The sequence below is a fragment of the Schlesneria paludicola DSM 18645 genome, from assembly GCF_000255655.1.
Taxonomy (GTDB): Bacteria; Planctomycetota; Planctomycetia; order Planctomycetales; family Planctomycetaceae; genus Schlesneria; species Schlesneria paludicola.
In genome coordinates, this window is the sequence record NZ_JH636435.1 from 1,316,136 (window position 1) to 1,333,208 (window position 17,073).

Here is a 17,073-nt window from a genome sequence, read left to right on the forward strand (position 1 = left end):
CCCAGCCCAGCCCCAGCCCGTCTACCCCCCAATCTCCCCACAAAAAAGAAGCACGAAATCATGACAATACAGTTGCAAATGGATTTATTTGCCATAATAATACTTATGTATCCCATAAATCGACGGGCGAGACCGCCTCAAGATCGCACGTTATCAGCAGGGTTTAACTCAACGGATTGCCATGGCGAAGCGAGGACGGGGACGTCCGATCGTGGAAACATTGTCAGCGCCGCAGCGGCGGCTGCTTGAGGTGATCGAAGCGCGCATTGAACAGCACGGAATGTCACCGACGTTCCGGGAATTGGCAGACGATCTGGGGCAGGGCGTTCCCAGTATTTATAAGTTAATCCAGCGACTGGAACGCAACGGCTACATCAGTCGCACGACCGGAAAATCACGCAGCCTGACCGTAGTCCGATCGGCTCACGAATCGGAACCAGTCGGCCTGGTCTCGATACCGCTGTTGGGAACCGTGGCGGCGGGAAATCCGTTGTTTGCACCGGAAAATCAATTGGGCGAATTGCTCGTCGAAGCGGCGACGGTTCGTTCGGGACGTCACTTTGCCCTGAAGGTGACGGGCCAAAGCATGATCAAAGCCGGAATCCATTCCGGAGACGTCTTGATTGTCCGCCAGCAACCGCTGGCCGAACATCGCGACATCGTCGTGGCATTGCTGAACGACGAGGCCACCGTGAAACGACTGCATCACCGGCAGGGCGAGATTCAGTTACTGCCGGAAAACGACCGTTACAAGCCGATCCCCATCGGCCCCGAAGACGACCTGCGGATCGTCGGCAAAGTCGTCGCGGTCAAACGCATGGCGTGACAGCCTGTTGAAGTAATGGGGACTGGCTCCGGCCAGTTTAAAAAACGCCATGACATTGTGAACGCCAAGGTGCCTGTCCCCCTTACTTCAACAGGCTGCTAACGCATTGTCGATTGTCTCGTTCGTGTTCGTCGCTCCTTGTTTTCCTCGTCCGATTTCCTCGTTCCCAAGCTCCCGCTTGGGGACGCCATTTTCCTCGATCTCAAGCCCCTGCTTTTGAGCTTACGTTTTCGGATTCACCCGCATGAAAAGTTCGCGACCCCAGTGACGCGTTTCGCCCGGCAGAAAGTTGTCTTCTCCGCCCCGTAGCGGGCGGAAGGGTACAAGCCCAGGGCTGTGATCGCTTCGATCGCTGCCCTGGGCGAAAGAACTCACAAGATTCGCCGCCCTAACAGGGCGGCAGGACACGATCGATTGCCTAATTCCTCGTTCCCAAGCTCCCGCTTGGGGACGCCTGTTTTCGTCGTTCCTAGGCTCCTGCATTTGAAGTTACGTTTTTGGTACATCCACATGAAACGTTCGCAACCCTCGTCGCGAGTATTGATCGGTAAAACGTTTTCTCGGTTCTCCGCCCCGTAGCGGGCGGAAGGGTACAAGCCCAGGGCTGTGATCGCTTCGATCGCTGCCCTGGGTGAAAGAACTCACAAGATTCGCCGCCCTAACAGGGCGGCAGGACACGATCGATTGCTTAAATCCTCGTTCCCAAGCTCCCGCTTGGGGACGCCGCCACACTGGGCACTCCGACCGAGTCCTCGACACGCCGGACGCCCAATCGACATCAGACCAAGACAGAATGTGACTCAGCCGAGTCCACGGTGCGCACGACAAGGACGGCGTGCGCACTGCGAGGCCCCAGCATCAATTCACCCGAGCGTTTCAAGAGGAACTGATCGGCATGGACCCTATCAAAATCAAATGCCCCAAGTGCGAGCGCACCTACAAAATCGAAGAAAAAATCCTGGGCAAAAAGGTCACCTGCGCCACGGAAGGCTGCGGCACCAAATTCATCGCCGAGCTGCCAGCCGCTGCGCCGGCCGATGACGCAGTCTCGGCCGAACCACCGCAAACGACAAACATCGCCTTCGCCTCCGCGCCGCCTCCCGTGCAAGTTGCTCCAGAACCAACTGCGTCTGATGATCCATTCGCGGACCTCGACCTCGATTCACTCCACTCGCTGCCCCCCAGACGATCCTCGTCGAAAAGCGATGACGAGTTTGATACGAGCGACGTCGATTCAGCACCGCCGCCACTGCCGGTACGACGAACGGCTCCGTCCGCGCCGGTATTTGTCGACGAAGAACCCGCTGTGCGTGCAAACAACTCCGCGAAAGTCGTCCTCGCGCTGCTGTGCGTCGCGATCGTCGGAGTTTCCTTCTGGATTCTCTTCAACTTCGTCAGCGGAAAGCCGAAATCCACGCGCTCGAATTTCATGGCCGATACAGAATCGGAGGCAGTGAAAGATCCACTGCTCGAACTGCTGTACTACACAGACTCAACTCTCCGACTGATGAAGGTCAGCTTGGACGAGGCCCTGGCGCGCGAGGCGATCAATCAGTGGAGCAAGCTACGTCAAAAACTTCCGAAGACGGATGAAATCGAAATGAGCTTGGGGGTGATCGAAGGACACCTCAATCAAATTCACAAAAAGTTATACGCGGACAATCCGGTGTCTGACCTCGACATGAGCACAAACACAGACGCATCAATGAGATGGAAAAATGTGCACGATTCAGAACATTCGATTCGCCTCGCACTAACACAACTCATGCATCATGCAAAAACACCTTGGAAGATCGCAGAGCGTTACGACTTATACGATTCAACCTTTCCGCCCCTGCTCGAAGCAGCGCGGCGCATCGCCGCGGAGAGCGAGATCAGAACGAACAATCTGCCCGTACCAATTGATGCCACAGAAAAGCGATCGGTGCTCCGCAAGCTTGATACGCTCTTCGCGAGAGTCCCACGAAGGCCTGTAAAGCCAAAACATCAGCAGTCGGAGGACGAATTTACGACGCCTGCCTGGATTGAGCTCATCGATCTCAACTCCCCAGCTTGGGATCTGTACTCGAAAACCGTCGAAGTGATTTATCAAAGAACTCAGATTCCCGCAGAACAAAACACTCTTGCAGGCAAGACTCAGATCCTGGAATTCAGCAAGATCTACCAGCGGACTCTGAACGACCTTAAATCATCGTTGCGTTAGTCCTCTTGATCAAGATTCGATCGATCCCCCCAACTTTTCAATCCGTTGAGCACCAACGATCAGCTTCAGGCAAGCTTCCCGATGTGTCGGAACTCTGAAGTTCAAAGAGACGATGCGAAATCGGAATGCCACTTTCCGTCCTCGCGCGCGAGAACCAAACGTTTGTGATCAGAAACGTGACATGGTATCGTGAGATTGCATGATTTTAATATACAGCAGCGGTGCTACGCCGCACACCGCAACACCTCTCGACATAGATCCATCAAGCCCGAGCCAAGGATCGATGTCGCAGAGAATTTGAACGAATTCGCCAAATGGAAAGCGTCTCAAAACCACCCCGTTATTGCTGCTTTTTCATGTGGGCCTGTCTGATGACCGCGCTTCCCGGTTGCCAAGGGTGCGCGGTCAGCCCTCCTGCGTCACCCCTTGAACAACCAACAGACGAATCAGCGGAACCTACAACGTCTGCAGATGATACGGCGCAAGAAACCACCTCTGGCGATTCAGACAAAGCCCCTGCCAGTCACCCCCCGATCGAGCGACATGCTTCCTCTTCACCAAACGGGGCTGAATCCACATCGAATGACTTGGATGGCTCCGCCGAAAATCCACCTTCAAGCGATAGCAGCGATCCAAGCGAAGCAACCGCATCGCAACGAGGTCGCGGTAAAAAGAAACCGAGTGACCTCAATTCCACGATCAAGCAGATCAATACCTTGCGACAAGATGCGAAGCGTGCGAGGGACCAAGGCGACTTGGGCAAAGCGTTTCAGGATGTCACCAAAGCCTGGGATGCCGCGCGATCGCACCCGAACGATGCACAGTGCCGCGCGCTCGCAGAACAACTCGCCAAGGAAATGCAGGAATTGGCCCCCAACGCCAATGATCGCTATCGAACGCGAAGTACTCACTCACGGTTGATCGTCAAATGACGCCGGACTGACAGCCCCCAAACCGCAACCGTTCATTCATCCGAATCACGACGCCCGCGACAATCAGCAGACAGGCCCGGAGAAATGTCAGCGACCTCACTTTCCACACGCCCCTCGGGCTTACTGACCCGAACAACTTGTCCCCATTGCTGGGAACAGTTCGCACCCGAAAAATTGTTGTGGACCGCGGAACATACCGACCTGCTGGGCGATCATCGCCTCGGCCCAGATCAGCCGCAACGATTTTTACCCACCCGGTTCACGGTCAGCGGCGAAGCGATCGACGCCAAAGGGTTTCCCTGCCATCAACTGGCCTGCCCTCATTGCCACCTCACCATCCCCCGTTCGCTCCTGGAACTGGAACCACTGTTTCTGTCGATCTTCGGTGCCCCCGCCAGCGGGAAGTCGTACTTCCTGGCCGCGCTCACCTGGGAACTGCGTAAGACCCTGCCATTGGTCTTTCGCGCGTCATTCGCCGACGCCGATCCGGTCATGAACCAGCAACTGAACGAATACGAAGAATCCGTCTTCTCGGGGGATTCAAGCGACAAACTGGTGCCCCTCGCCAGCCTGATTCGCAAGACGGAAGAGCAGGGCGATCTGTACGACACGGTCTCTTTCGGAAACCAGACGGTCAGCTATCCCCGCCCGTTCCTGTTCACCGTGCAACCCCAGCCCGATCATCGGAACGCGCGCAGTTCCACGAAACTTGGGCGAACCGTCTGCCTGTATGACAATGCAGGCGAATCGTTTCAGCCAGGAAAAGACTCGGCCGCCACCCCCGTGACACGCCATATGGCACAGTCGCGGGTTTTGTTCTTCGTCTTCGACCCCACGCAGGACGCGCGCTTTCAACGCCTAATCGGCCAGAACTCGGTAAACGAGGCCCCGGCGATCCGTTCCATGCGGCAGGAACCGATTCTGCAAGAGGCGATTGCCCGCGTGCGTCGCTTCGCAGGACTGACGCAGTCCGAAAAACACAAACGCCCGCTGGTGGTGATCCTCACCAAGTTCGATCGCTGGTGGCAGTTGCTGGGCGGCGATCCCTGTCCCGATCCCTGGGTGAAAGCGCGTTCGACGACCAACGCCGACGACGTCTTTCACGCCTTCGACACCAACGCGGTCGAGCAACAATCCCAACTGGCCCGGGCGGTGCTGCTGAAGACATCACCCGAGATCGTGACCGCCGCCGAGAACTTTGCGGAAGACGTCACTTATATCCCGGTGACGGCCGTGGGGTGGAAAGTCTCGATCGACTCGCGTTCGGGCCTGCCCGCCATCAAGCCTTCGGAAGCCGCCCCTTACTGGGCCACCGTTCCCTTCTTGTACGGATTGACGCGCGCCCTGCCGGGCCTGATCCCCACCGCCGTCAAACGCAAACAGGAATCGTCGTAGGGTCTCGCTGGTTCGTCGGGCTGAAACAGAAACCACAATCGAAGCCCTCGCTTCAGCGCGATTTGAAAGTTGCTCATGGCTCAAGAACTTCTCTACACCTCCGCTCCCCGAGGCCTTAAGCCGGGCAGTCGCGGCTTTTGCACGGTCCTGGCCACGCAGGGAATGCCCGCCCCGTTAGCGTCCGCCGTCGAGGCGTTGTCCGGCTACCGCGCAATCTATCCACCGAGCGACGAACGAGCCGCACGGAACCCGGTGGTCTATTCTCATCTGAAAATGCAGGCGACCGGCCGATCGTGGCACGTGCTCTCCCGCATCGCCGACTACGGCCTCGACTATTCGCAGCGTCCCAACAAACTGGCGCATCACGTCATTCTGGACAATCCCGCCGAACAGCTTCCAGGCGGCCCCGCCAACCTGCTATCAACATCCGGCTTCATGCGCGAATCATGGGAAGGCGACCCCACACTTGTCGCCCCCAAACCAATCACACGCGAACAGCGTCCGCACACTGGCGTCTGCGAACAATGGAAAGAGGTCACCGGCGATGCCGGTTGGGCTGGCGTCGTCGCGGAATCATTCCTGAACGACCCCGACCGCCAAGTCATTCTGCTGTTTGAACCCGGTCAAGACATTTTACCCCTCATCGCCGAAGCCATCTCGCTGCTGCCGCGCGAAAAACGCTGGGACGTGACCTTCAGCACCTATTTCACGGGGTTGGCGACAGGAACGACATGCAACTGGCGGGCGATTGTTCATGGATCGAAAGAGGCAACGGAATCGCTTCGAAATATAAATGCGCTAAGACTTGATCTCAGTAACGACAGTGTATCGCTCACAATCAACGAAACTCACCTGGTGTCTGCCGCCCGATCCAGCCACCTGCATCAGACTGAACGCCTTCTAACGAAGGAAAGCGAGTTATCGTCGAGCGTATTCGACGGGCCCAAAACCACATCTAACCAAGTCGTAAACGGAATACCAGCCGCACCACCGATGCCAATCCCCCCTCTCGCACCTCCCCAACGTATCAAATCGAATTCGAAACCCAAGTCACACCGAGCCCACACCAATAACAAATTAGCCGACAGCCCCACCGATCACGCTAAATTTATCACATCTTTCCAGATCAAAAGAAGACTTCTATTTACGTCGCTCTCATTCATCGTGTTGCTTCTCGCTGCCACGAGCGTAGCTATTTGGACAATCCGAACTTCCCCTTCAAAGAACAACCAGCACTCTGAAACACACTCTGTCGCTACCATCGCATCTGAATTGCCGACGAACAATTTAGAATCTAGTGGCACCGCCGCTGAAAGTCCCGCGGCTGAAAGTCCAAACGATGCGAAACTTGAGAGTGACATAGATTCGCAGCCTCCGCTACCACAACCCCCTGAGGAACGCGCCTCTCAAGCCTCTGCCACCAAGACACAAATCACTCGCCAACGATCACCCCGTACAGAAGTCGTTGACTACAGGCAACTCTCAAATGATCTAAGAAAGACACCCATTCTAGAATTTCAGCTAAATTCGAGTCCTCCCATCACAGCAGACACGCTCTACAATATGATCAAACAGGGATTCGCGGACAAACCGGAGTTTGCAAGCACATACGGAACAGAATTGCCGCGTCTCACTCTATTAACGCCGCTTTGGTTGAAGTGGAAACTGCAGAAAGACTTTTCTTCAAATGACAGAACAATAACCGAAATAGTCGACAATCCACCGAACGGAACTGTTGTGCACGCTTCCTTTTCGCTCTCAAAACGAGAACCATCGACATTCTCCTACAACATTCAATCGCGTGTTACCACCAACGGAACCAACTTGCTTAAGTGGTGTGTCCTCCAACTTGAGACCGTTGACGACGCGTCGGGGCTTCCACGTCGGATCTCATTTTGCAACCGCACATCCTTCACGCCAGATGGAAATAAACTTCAAGGTAAGGCAATAAGAATTGTCTCCGACATCCCAACCGACGACAGAATGGAGACACCAAATCGAATCTCCGATTTATGGATCGCCTGCGGAGACGATTCGTGGCCGATTGATGCAAGCGAATGGACTCCAGCGAGCACGGGAACTCCAATTCAATGCACGCAATCGCTCACCTCGCAGGTTCAAAAAGTACTTGACTTACCTGAGTCATACCTGGAGTCACACTCACCAGTTACCTTGACAATATCATTCTCAGGCGAAGAACCAAATGTCACCGTTACAGCCAAACTGACGGGCCTGTTCCACTCCGGTGGGCTTCTGGAGCAAATAAAAAAGAAGCTCTTAAGCGAACTTTCCAGCGAACTAACGATTAACTTGAGTGACTTCGACGGTCACAAGATCGAGCTCCAACCGCTAAAGAACCTTTTCGAAAATGAAGACAAGGGGAAACAAGCGATCGCCGCGTTACAATCACAAATTTCGAATTTTGTTAACACGCAGATCCCTAAACTTCGGAAGGAGGACAAGATAACTCAAGCTCGGACTGATCAAATTGATCAGATAGAGACTCAATTAAGCGCCCTTCCGTCTAAACTCGCTGAACTTCAAAAGCGCCATAAGCAGTTAATAACTGCCGAGAATATTTTTAACACTATTCGCCTGAAATCGCTGAGCATAAATTATACTTTATTTCGACTCAACAAACAGCATTTAGAAAAATGTTGCACAGCTCCACTAATTGATTTTAATGAACGCGAAGCGAAGTAACTTCTTTTCTTTTGCGTTGAGGCTCCATTCATCATGAGTGACATCCAACAAGTCGTCGACGAATTGCGGTTTATCTTGCAGCGGGAGGTCATCTCGCAGACGGGTGAACTGTCGACTTTGGTCAAGGAGTACTCGCGGCTTTGTCATGAGGTCAATGTTCGACTGCGGCGGTGTGATGACTGCATCAAGCAGGGACTGCGATCCGAAGCGCTGCATCTGGCCGAAGCGAAGCCGAATCTGCTGGATTCTGTGGCGATTCTCGATTTTCCCGAACGCGATGAACTGATTGAAGTCGTCAATCTGTGCTTTCTTCAACCACCCGAACCCTTGCTCGTCGAAGTCGCATCGACCCTGAATGCGGCGTATGCCGAACAAGAGCCGCTCCAAAAATTGATGGATCGACACCGGCTGCTCGCCCTGGCCCGCGCCCCGCTCGTGCAGCGATTGGACGTGCTGCGTTCACTAGCCGATCTCGACCCCGCTTCGCCGCATTGGGAGGCAGATGTTGCTGAGATGGAACGCGCCCGACTCCGCGAGATCGAAGCCGCATCGCTCGCCGCGGCCAAAGCCGGTGACGCCGCCGCGCTCAAGTCACTCCTGAATGAAGCTCAGGCGGCTGGGTGGCGAGAGGCGGTTCCCGCCACGCTGATTCGCGATCTGAAGGGACGGACAAACCAAACGGTAAAAACCGCCGCCAAACGGCGACTCGGCGAACTGACCCACGAACTGCATACTGCGTTCTCCGCACTCGATCTGGAAACCGCCCGCCCGCTACGCGACGAATGGAATCAGCACCAGGAGATTGCCGGGCTCGGTAAAGCCGACCCACTCGTGGAACAGGTCGAGCCGATTCTCGGGTGGCTCAAGGACGAAGATCGCAAGCGGGATGACGAGCGTGCCTATGCCAAAGTCGTCGCGGAGGTCGAACGAGTACTCGACACGGATGACGTCGAGCCCGATGTCCTGCAGCGACTCCGACGAACCGTGGATCAACTCCCACGAAGGCTGCCGCAAACCGTCGAGATGCGGTTCCGTTCGCGACTCAATCATCAAGAACTGTCACAACATCGCCGCCGCCGCTTGATCATGCTTGCCGCCGCCAGCGCGGTTGTTGTCGTCGTCGGATTGCTCGGAAGCATTGTCTATCTGTCAGTCGAAGGCGAAAAGTCCAAGCGACTGGTCGCCGCCGCCAATACCTATCTCGACGAAGGTCGCCTGAACGACGCACAAAGTCTGATCCAGCAACACGCCGCCAAATCCACATCGGAAGCGTGGCTGGCGGTCAAGAAGCGACTCTCGGACGCCGAACAGGCCGAAAAAGAACGGGTCGCCCGCTGGAAGTCGGAAGTCGCCGCAGTACAGGATGCAACCCAGACTTCTGTCGCGGAAGCCGCCCTGCAGCGCGCACGGGAACTCTCGAAAACAGCCGACGAGAAAATTGAACTGGGCCAGCTTCAAGCGACTTGGCAAAAACGAGCCGCCACTGAACTGGCGGAACGGGAAGTCCTGGCGCGCCAGGCGATCACGGCGGTCACGGGTGCACTGAAGTCCCTGGACAAGGCCCTGGGCGCCACAGAATCCACCGACAAAGACACGATTCATCAGCTGCTCGGCAACGCCGATGCCGAAATGGCTCGCCTGCGACCATTTTGCAGCGCGATCTCCAAAGAACTGGCCTCACAAGGGACGTTGCTGGAAACGCGTCTGAATGCCGCGCATCAGACTGCCGCCGATTTCACGCGCCGGGCCATCTTGTTCGACAAACTGACCGATGCCTCATTGATCTTACCCGAGTCAGGTAAGGCGACGGCACAAGCCGGACGGTACGAAGCGGCCCTGCGAGAATTCGCCTCGACGCTGCCTAAAGATCCTCGAACACCCAACATGAACGCCGCGGCCGATTCGAGCCCGCTGCCCGCCGTCTTCGCGCGTCAAAAACTGGTGGAGCATTGGAAGCGATTCGCTCCCACCGACAAAGGGGACGTGGAATCACGGCTTCGCGAGATTCGAACGTACCAGACCGATTTTCCCCACGCGCCCGATCGCGAATCGCTGACGCAGTACGAAACTTGGCTGGCATCCGTCCTGCGTCGATTCGAAGAAGATGGGGACCCCGATGAAGGTGTGCAAAAGCGGCTGTCCGCGCTCTTCAACAGCAAGCTGATCAGGGAAGGACACGTCATGGTCGACAACAAGCAAAAGACGTACTACGTCCCCACACCTCTCACCGGCAATTTGGGCGACAGACCGAACATCACATTTCTGATCGGGTTCAACGGTGAGACCACCAAGCTGGGCTTCAACCCCTCCGACCTGCTCACACCGAAATCGATCCCGGCACCGCACCAGGAACTGGCAGCACAAATTCGCACCGAGATCCGAAATGTCAAAATCGACGGTTGGCAGAACTGCTTTCGCGGCTTCCTCGATTCACTCAAGAACGCCGAAAAGGTCGATCCGCTCCTCAAATATCTGTTGCTGCTGAAAACGACCGAGTACGCCGGACGTGGTGACAGTCTGCTCGAGCCGGAACTGACTCCACTACGGGACAAACTCAGTAATACCGAGCTCGATCGGTCCGTCCCCTGGATGGACCCCATCAGCCCCGCCGTCGCTGAGGCACGCAAACAGGCTCTAGAGGTCCTGTCCGAACTGCCGCCGATCGAGCCTTTGTTCGAGAAGGCGCTGAAACGCCAACAGAGACTGGAACACGACGTCTTTGGTCTGCGATTCGCCGTGGGATGGCTCGATCAATCTGCGCGTGACGGCTGGACCTGTCGCACGAAATGGATGCCCGACGGCGAATACTCACTGGTCGCCGCCTCGCGTCCCGACAGTAACGGGCAACGCACCTGGACGACCTTGGGCAAGGTCAAAGATCGCAGTTTCTCACTCGACAAATCATCGGCTCAATCCGTCGGTGAAGCGGCCGTTGTGTTTGCGTCCCCAAAGGCAATCGACACGCTAACAACCAAGTCCCCTTGAATTGAGAACGCTGTCCACCGAGAGGCGAAGCGTCTCTTTTAAAACGGGGAAAATCGCCCGACGATTCGCCCCGAAATCACGGCATCGACCGATTACGACAGCTCATCACGACCATCACAATTAAGTTTTCCGGGAACCTGTTTCGATGGATGAGAACGACAAATACTACATCCGTGTCCGCGGTCGCGTACTGGGCCCATACAGCCTCGGCCAGCTCAAGACGCTGCGCACGCGCGGTCAGTTTGGCCGCGCCAATGAGGTTTCGCTGGATCGCGATACCTGGGAATCGGCAGCCGCAATCGAACACCTGTTCGCGCCCGAAGCCTCGAAAAATGCACGTGCCGCGACCGACGACGATGCCAGCGACAGTGCAACGAGCAAATCCACAGGACGGGTCTGGCACTATGCTGTCGGCGAAGAACAGTGCGGTCCGACGACCCTGCTGGAACTGCGCGGGATGATCGTCGGAAACCAGCTCATGGTCGATGATCTGGTCTGGAAAGATGGGATGGACGACTGGAAGCCCATTCGCGAGGTCGCGGAACTGCGGTCCATCGCTCAGAAGTCGAACAGCTCAGCGGACATCAACGGACGATCGATTACCTCAACCACCCACGTCTATTGCTTCGCCTGCGGCTCACCAACCGATTCCCGCGCCGAAGTCTGTCCGAAATGCGGAGTTCGCCAACGAAGCAGTTCGGGCAATCGGAAACGAGAAAGAGTCACCGCGGCGCTGCTCGCCCTCTTCTTAGGAGGTATTGGAATCCACCACTTCTACCTCGGAAACGTTGCGTTGGGAGTTCTCTATCTGGTGTTCTGCCTGACCCTTATTCCCGCGATCGCAGCATGGGTCGAATTTGTCATCTTCTTGTGTATGACGGACGCAAACTTCGACGCCAAGTATGCCTGACGCCCAAAGGCAGCCGTGTCCCCTCAGAACGTTAAAGCCAAGTCCGTTGAAATAAGGATGAACAAAGCTGGACGCCATTCCAAAACCCTCTGGGTCTCCAGTGTTTCGCTCGTCCATCCCCGCTCCCTCAACCCAAGTTTTTTTGTTGTGACAGAACACGAAGACGAATTTACATCGACGAATTGAGACGCCTAATGCGCGAGACCTTACCGACGACCGTGTCCGAACCGGCCCTTTCCTGGGCTCGGGATGACATCGAACAGAAGTTGCTGTTCCGAGGTGGCCGGTTTACGCGCGTCAATTCCTGGTGTGCCTTCTCACTCGCGGTCTTGATGACGGCTGGTTTTTACGCCGTGCTGTTTCCGTTTCACGACAACTGGATCGCCGGAAGCTTTTTCTTCGACCGCAATCGCGAAACCCCCGCCTGCATCGTGTTTTTATCGTGCTGGTCGATCGCCATTCTCTGCCTGAAATGGAGCAAACTGCGGATGCAGCAACGGGCGCTGCAATTGGCGATCGTTCCTTCAGATCCCGAATTCGTGCTGACGCCACAAACCGTGGACGAAGTGTTCCATCGCATGCACGAATGCGTCGACGATCCCCGCCAGTTCGTCGTCTTTCATCGAATCATGACGGCGCTTTCCAACTTGCGAAACCTGGGACGCGTGACGGATGTCGATGACATCCTCCGTGCGCAGGCAGACACCGACGAGTCGGGGATGGAAACGAGTTACTCGCTGCTTCAAGGATTCGTCTGGGCCATCCCCGTGCTGGGCTTCATCGGCACGGTCGAAGGTCTATCCGTCGCGATCGGCGGGTTCGGTAACGTTCTTTCGTCCTCGACCGATTTCGAACAGATCAAGGTCGCGCTCCGCGGGGTGACGGGCGGGCTCTCCACCGCCTTCGAAACCACGCTCCACGGCCTGGTGGCGGCACTCGTCATTCAACTCATTCAAACCGCGCTCAAGAAAAGTGAAGAGGAATTTCTCGATGCGTGCAGCGAATACTGCTCAAAACAAATCGTCAGTCGCCTCAGACTGATGCCGTTCGAACTGCGGGGAGACGAGTAAATGTCCCGTCGCGGTCGTTCCGGCCCCACGATTTCCCTGTTCTCGTTTCAGGACATCATTACGTCCGTCACCGCCATCGTGACCGTCGTCACGCTGCTGCTCGCCCTGGATCTCGTCCAGCGGAAGCAGTCCCAGGCGAATGATTCCTCGACGGTGCTCGCCCTCGAAGTCGTCGAACGGCTGCAGCAGGTTGAGGCGGAACTGGCTCAACTGCAGCAGGCCTCCGACACCACTGACGATTTGATTCGCGACGTTGCCGCCACGTCGCCCGCGGAACTGCAAGCCGACATCGAAGAACGCGAAAGGGCGATCGCCGCGCTGGAACTCGAACGCACCCGTCTGCGACAACTCGCCGAGTCCACCGCCACACGCCGCAAACTGCTCTTGGTCGAGCAATTCGAACTCGAACCCTCCAAACAGCAGACCGCAAAAAACGAAACGCTCATCGCCGATCTCGAACGGCAACGCAGCGAGGAACAGGCCGAGAATCGTCTCATCTATGCCATGCCGCGAGGAACGACGCGCACGGGCTGGATCATCGAGATTGATGGAGCCGACCTCGTCGTCGCTCCGATGGGTCGTGCGGCCAAGCCGCGTCGATTTGTCTCAGGGCTCACGCTGCTGGGTTCCTCGGCCGTCAAGCAACTGATGCTCTGGATCGATCAACAGAATCTGTATTCCTCCTATTTCCTCGTGCTCGTCCGCCCCAATGGAACGCGATCGTTCGAAGAGGTTCTCGATGCCCTGGAAAAGAAGCAAATCACGCATGGCTCCGATTTGATCGGTGACGATCAGGTGTTGCTCCATCCCGAACGAGGAGCGGTTCCCTGATGGCTCGTCGTCACGCATCCAAGCAGGATAGCCTCGAACTGTTGCTCGACACGATCTGCAATACGTTCGGAGGTGTGCTGTTCATTGCGATCCTGGTCGTGCTGCTCTTACAGCAGACCGGCGCCAGCCCCGTCTCAACCACCCCTGATCAAATTCCGGTTTCCGCAGACGAATTCGCAAAAACGACCGAGCGATTCGAGTCGGCCGTCGAGGAACTGGCGCGGCGACGACTCAACCGTGACGCTCAGAATTTGCTCGTCCAAGACTTCGCTCCCGAATCGCATCGGCAGCTTCTCGTTACACGCGCCGAACTGACCGCTCGACAAGACGCACTCCAGCGCGACGTCGATCAACAATTGATCGCCAACACGGAAGCAGTCATCGACGTCGAAACTCTGGAACAGGAAACCAAGACGATCGAAGCGAAGCTGGCCGAGTCCCAGGAACGGCTGGCCGCGGCCGAAGCCAAACTGGCCGCCGAGCAACAGTCGCGGGTCCACGAAACCAAAATGCCCGTGATGCACGCCGCGAAGAACAAAATCGAGATCGCCCTCATTCTGAATTACGGTCGCCTGTATGTCTGGCACAAGTACGACGGACTGGAACGAACGGGTTTGAACTTGGACGACTTTGTTGTCGTCGGTGCCGAATTTGACTGGTTGGTGACGCAACCCAACCCCCTGGCCGGTATCCCGCTGGACGACTCCAAACTGTCGAAAGAGGCGGTCCGCAGAGCGTTGAAGCCGTTCCCGCCGGGCCGTTGCACGTTGTGCTTTGTCGTCCGCCCCGACTCGTTCGAAGAATTTCGTTACGCGCGGGATCGCGCGATCGAGATGGGGTTTGAATATCGCATCTTCCCCACACGTGAAGGCGACCCCATTTCGGATAGTGGCCAAGGCCGCGATCAAGTGCAGTAGCTCACGCAGACCCAACATCCATCGACGATCCATCGCAACTCAAACCGTCAGAATCCGTGTTAAGGACCGAACCATGGGCAAGCCGTCTCGGCACAACTTTGACGACTCTTCCGAACAGAGTTCCGCACCACCACGATCGAAGAGATCCAACGGCCAACCACTTGGCGCGAATCGTCGCTCGGGCCCCAGGTCTCGACAGAAGGCCTCATCCACCATGTCGCTCATGATTGGTGGTGCCAGCCTCCTCCTGGGAATGCTGATCATTGTCGCCATCCTGCAACAGCGCGCCCTGCATCACGACTCGTCGGTGGCACAAGCGGAATCCACTGCGCCGGCCGTCGACACGACCCAACTCGACGTCACGTCCCCCATGACGCAATCACAACCGAGCGACGAAGACCAACAACCGCTCGCGGACCTCAGTCCATCGGACACCGATTCGCCGGTCAATGAAAGCCCTAGCCCCGAGGCCACGACAAAGGCACACACAGACACCGCGCTGGCCGAAGTCGCATCCACGAGCGCGAGCGTGCCCGAGGAACCGATGCCCGAAGAAGAACCCGACGAGGTCACTCCCGAATCGACCAACCCGACGGCCGAAGATTTCGAAAAACGGATCGTCAAAGCGGCACAGCTCATCCGTGATCAAAAGGGCAAAGAGGCGATCATCACACTCAAGCAGGCCAGCGGGGCCTATCCCAAAGAGATTCGTGCCGACTTCTATCTGGGACTGATCTATTCCGGAATCGGCCTCAACGAGCCGAAGAATGCCGAAATTCACCTCAAGCGTGTGCTGGAGCGCGAAGCCAATCATATCCCGACGCTAAACAATCTGGGGCTGGTTGCGATCAATGCCCGCAAGTATCCGGCGGCACGAAATTACTTCAGCCAGGCACTGAAATCCGACCCACGGCCCAAGGAAGTCGAACAGAATCTCGGACGGATGCTGAACCGCGCAAAGATCCTCGAGATCAAGAACGACCAACTGAAAACGATCATCGCCCTCAAACCGAATGAGGACGCCTATCAACAGGGAGTTGGTTGGCTCTACATGCCTCTCGATCGCACCGAGAAGTCGCTTCAGGAATACAAATCGTTCAGCAAGACGTCGGAGCTTGAAGATCGATCGTGCTGCTACTGCCAGGGCAAACAAACCGTCACCTGCCGCACCTGTGCCGGCAAGAAAACGGCCGTGAGGTCGGATGCCGTTGGTCAAACGCGGAATCTGGGGTTGGGCAACCAATCGACCGTGACGCCGGTCCACACGCTCGTCGCGTGCCCCACCTGCAGCGGACGAGGACGCGTCGACTGCCAGGCGTGCTTCACCGGCCAAGACCCCGACGTGGCGCAACGAAGAAATTGACGCGGACGATGGGGAATTCCCGCACACATGAGCGCGAGCAATTGCGGTCAGTCGGACGTGAAGCAGCTTACATGCGTCCGTCAGCTCGAAGAAGCCTCAGACCGATGCGCGGTTCGACGGTTGTCGGTGCAGATGCAGCTCCATCCTCCGCCCCGAAGCGGGCGGAAGTGTACAAGCCCAGGGGTGCGAGCGTTTCGATCGCTCCCCTGGGTCATCGGCATCTGGGAAACGCCGCCCTGCAGGGGCGGCAGGACACGATCAATGTGGACGTACCGTCTCGCGGTCACCGTTCACAGCCCGAAGAGAGGGGGACAGGCACAATTTCCCGGCTCATTAGAATCCGCAGTGCAAAAACCAGAGAAACCTATCCTTTTGTCGCGGGAAAATGAGCCAGTCCCCGGCCTGTGGCCGTACCGCCTCGCGAAACGGCGCGGGCCCGTATGGGTTCCTGCCGCCACCTACGGGGCGGCGGGACAATGGCCGACTGTGACCCAGGGTAGCGATCGAAACGATCGCAACCCTGGGCTGGTACCCGTCGGGCCTTACAGGCCCGAGGATTCTTCGGACGTCAACTGATGGTGAGATCATCGCGCTCGAACGTCATCTCACCGTGACATCATCTCACCGTGACATCATCTCACTCGAACGTCATCTTATGGTGACTCGGGAACCAGCGGAAAAAACCTCCGTCCCATCGCCAGGATCAATCGTCCAACGTGCGCCTTCATCCTCCGCCCCGTAGCGGGCGGAAGGGTACAAGCCTAGGGGTGCGAGCGTTTCGATCGCTCCCCTAGGTTACCGGCATCTGGGCAACGCCGCCCTGCAGGGGCGGCAGGACACGATCAATGTGGCCGTACCGTCTCGCGGTCACCGTTCACAGCCCGAAGAGAGGGGGACAGGCACAATTTCCCGGCTCATTAGAATCCGCAGTGCAAAAA

11 protein-coding genes are annotated in these 17,073 nt (G+C 56.8%); all 11 read left to right on the top strand.

Features of this window, described 5'->3' with window-relative positions:
- The first annotated feature begins 181 nt into the window (after positions 1-181).
- The 11 genes from lexA to OSO_RS0122980 all read left to right on the top strand — a co-directional run bounded on the left by lexA (position 182) and on the right by OSO_RS0122980 (position 16,135).
- Positions 182-826: a transcriptional repressor LexA gene (gene lexA / locus OSO_RS0122920; protein WP_010585436.1), complete on the top strand. Its 645-nt coding sequence runs from the start codon at positions 182-184 to the stop codon at positions 824-826.
- 895 nt (positions 827-1,721) lie between these two features.
- Entirely contained in the window at positions 1,722-3,029 is a 1,308-nt protein-coding gene (locus OSO_RS0122925; RefSeq protein WP_010585437.1) for a hypothetical protein, read from the top strand.
- A 314-nt stretch (positions 3,030-3,343) separates the two neighbouring features.
- Positions 3,344-3,961, top strand: coding sequence for a hypothetical protein (locus OSO_RS0122935; protein WP_010585438.1), 618 nt, complete (start codon positions 3,344-3,346; stop codon positions 3,959-3,961).
- An 84-nt stretch (positions 3,962-4,045) separates the two neighbouring features.
- Positions 4,046-5,356: a hypothetical protein gene (locus OSO_RS0122940; RefSeq protein WP_010585439.1), complete on the top strand. Its 1,311-nt coding sequence runs from the start codon at positions 4,046-4,048 to the stop codon at positions 5,354-5,356.
- A gap of 75 nt (positions 5,357-5,431) precedes the next feature.
- Complete coding sequence (locus tag OSO_RS0122945; RefSeq protein WP_010585440.1) at positions 5,432-8,059, top strand: GAP1-N2 domain-containing protein; 2,628 nt, start codon at positions 5,432-5,434, stop codon at positions 8,057-8,059.
- A gap of 33 nt (positions 8,060-8,092) precedes the next feature.
- A complete protein-coding gene (locus tag OSO_RS0122950; protein WP_010585441.1) occupies positions 8,093-11,044 on the top strand; it encodes a hypothetical protein in 2,952 nt (983 codons plus the stop codon).
- 145 nt (positions 11,045-11,189) lie between these two features.
- A complete protein-coding gene (locus tag OSO_RS50000) occupies positions 11,190-11,954 on the top strand; it encodes a GYF domain-containing protein (RefSeq protein ID WP_010585442.1) in 765 nt (254 codons plus the stop codon).
- 194 nt (positions 11,955-12,148) lie between these two features.
- On the top strand, positions 12,149-13,024 hold the full coding sequence (locus tag OSO_RS0122960) for a MotA/TolQ/ExbB proton channel family protein (protein WP_010585443.1): 876 nt from the start codon (positions 12,149-12,151) through the stop codon (positions 13,022-13,024).
- On the top strand, positions 13,025-13,855 hold the full coding sequence (locus tag OSO_RS0122965; RefSeq protein WP_010585444.1) for a hypothetical protein: 831 nt from the start codon (positions 13,025-13,027) through the stop codon (positions 13,853-13,855).
- A complete protein-coding gene (locus OSO_RS0122970) occupies positions 13,855-14,772 on the top strand; it encodes a hypothetical protein (protein ID WP_010585445.1) in 918 nt (305 codons plus the stop codon). The genes OSO_RS0122965 and OSO_RS0122970 overlap by 1 nt, the downstream gene beginning before the upstream one ends.
- Before the next feature lie 214 nt (positions 14,773-14,986).
- Positions 14,987-16,135, top strand: coding sequence for a hypothetical protein (locus OSO_RS0122980; protein WP_029247362.1), 1,149 nt, complete (start codon positions 14,987-14,989; stop codon positions 16,133-16,135).
- Positions 16,136-17,073 lie beyond the last annotated feature (938 nt).

Bases quoted from the DNA above. Each gene is read 5' to 3' on its own strand.
- lexA (WP_010585436.1), top strand. From the start codon at position 182: ATGGCGAAGCGAGGACGGGGACGTCCGATCGTGGAAACATTGTCAGCG.
- OSO_RS0122945 (WP_010585440.1), top strand. From the start codon at position 5,432: ATGGCTCAAGAACTTCTCTACACCTCCGCTCCCCGAGGCCTTAAGCCG.
- OSO_RS0122925 (WP_010585437.1), top strand. From the start codon at position 1,722: ATGGACCCTATCAAAATCAAATGCCCCAAGTGCGAGCGCACCTACAAA.
- OSO_RS0122935 (WP_010585438.1), top strand. From the start codon at position 3,344: ATGGAAAGCGTCTCAAAACCACCCCGTTATTGCTGCTTTTTCATGTGG.
- OSO_RS0122965 (WP_010585444.1), top strand. From the start codon at position 13,025: ATGTCCCGTCGCGGTCGTTCCGGCCCCACGATTTCCCTGTTCTCGTTT.
- OSO_RS0122940 (WP_010585439.1), top strand. From the start codon at position 4,046: ATGTCAGCGACCTCACTTTCCACACGCCCCTCGGGCTTACTGACCCGA.
- OSO_RS0122970 (WP_010585445.1), top strand. From the start codon at position 13,855: ATGGCTCGTCGTCACGCATCCAAGCAGGATAGCCTCGAACTGTTGCTC.
- OSO_RS0122960 (WP_010585443.1), top strand. From the start codon at position 12,149: ATGCGCGAGACCTTACCGACGACCGTGTCCGAACCGGCCCTTTCCTGG.
- OSO_RS50000 (WP_010585442.1), top strand. From the start codon at position 11,190: ATGGATGAGAACGACAAATACTACATCCGTGTCCGCGGTCGCGTACTG.
- OSO_RS0122980 (WP_029247362.1), top strand. From the start codon at position 14,987: ATGTCGCTCATGATTGGTGGTGCCAGCCTCCTCCTGGGAATGCTGATC.
- OSO_RS0122950 (WP_010585441.1), top strand. From the start codon at position 8,093: ATGAGTGACATCCAACAAGTCGTCGACGAATTGCGGTTTATCTTGCAG.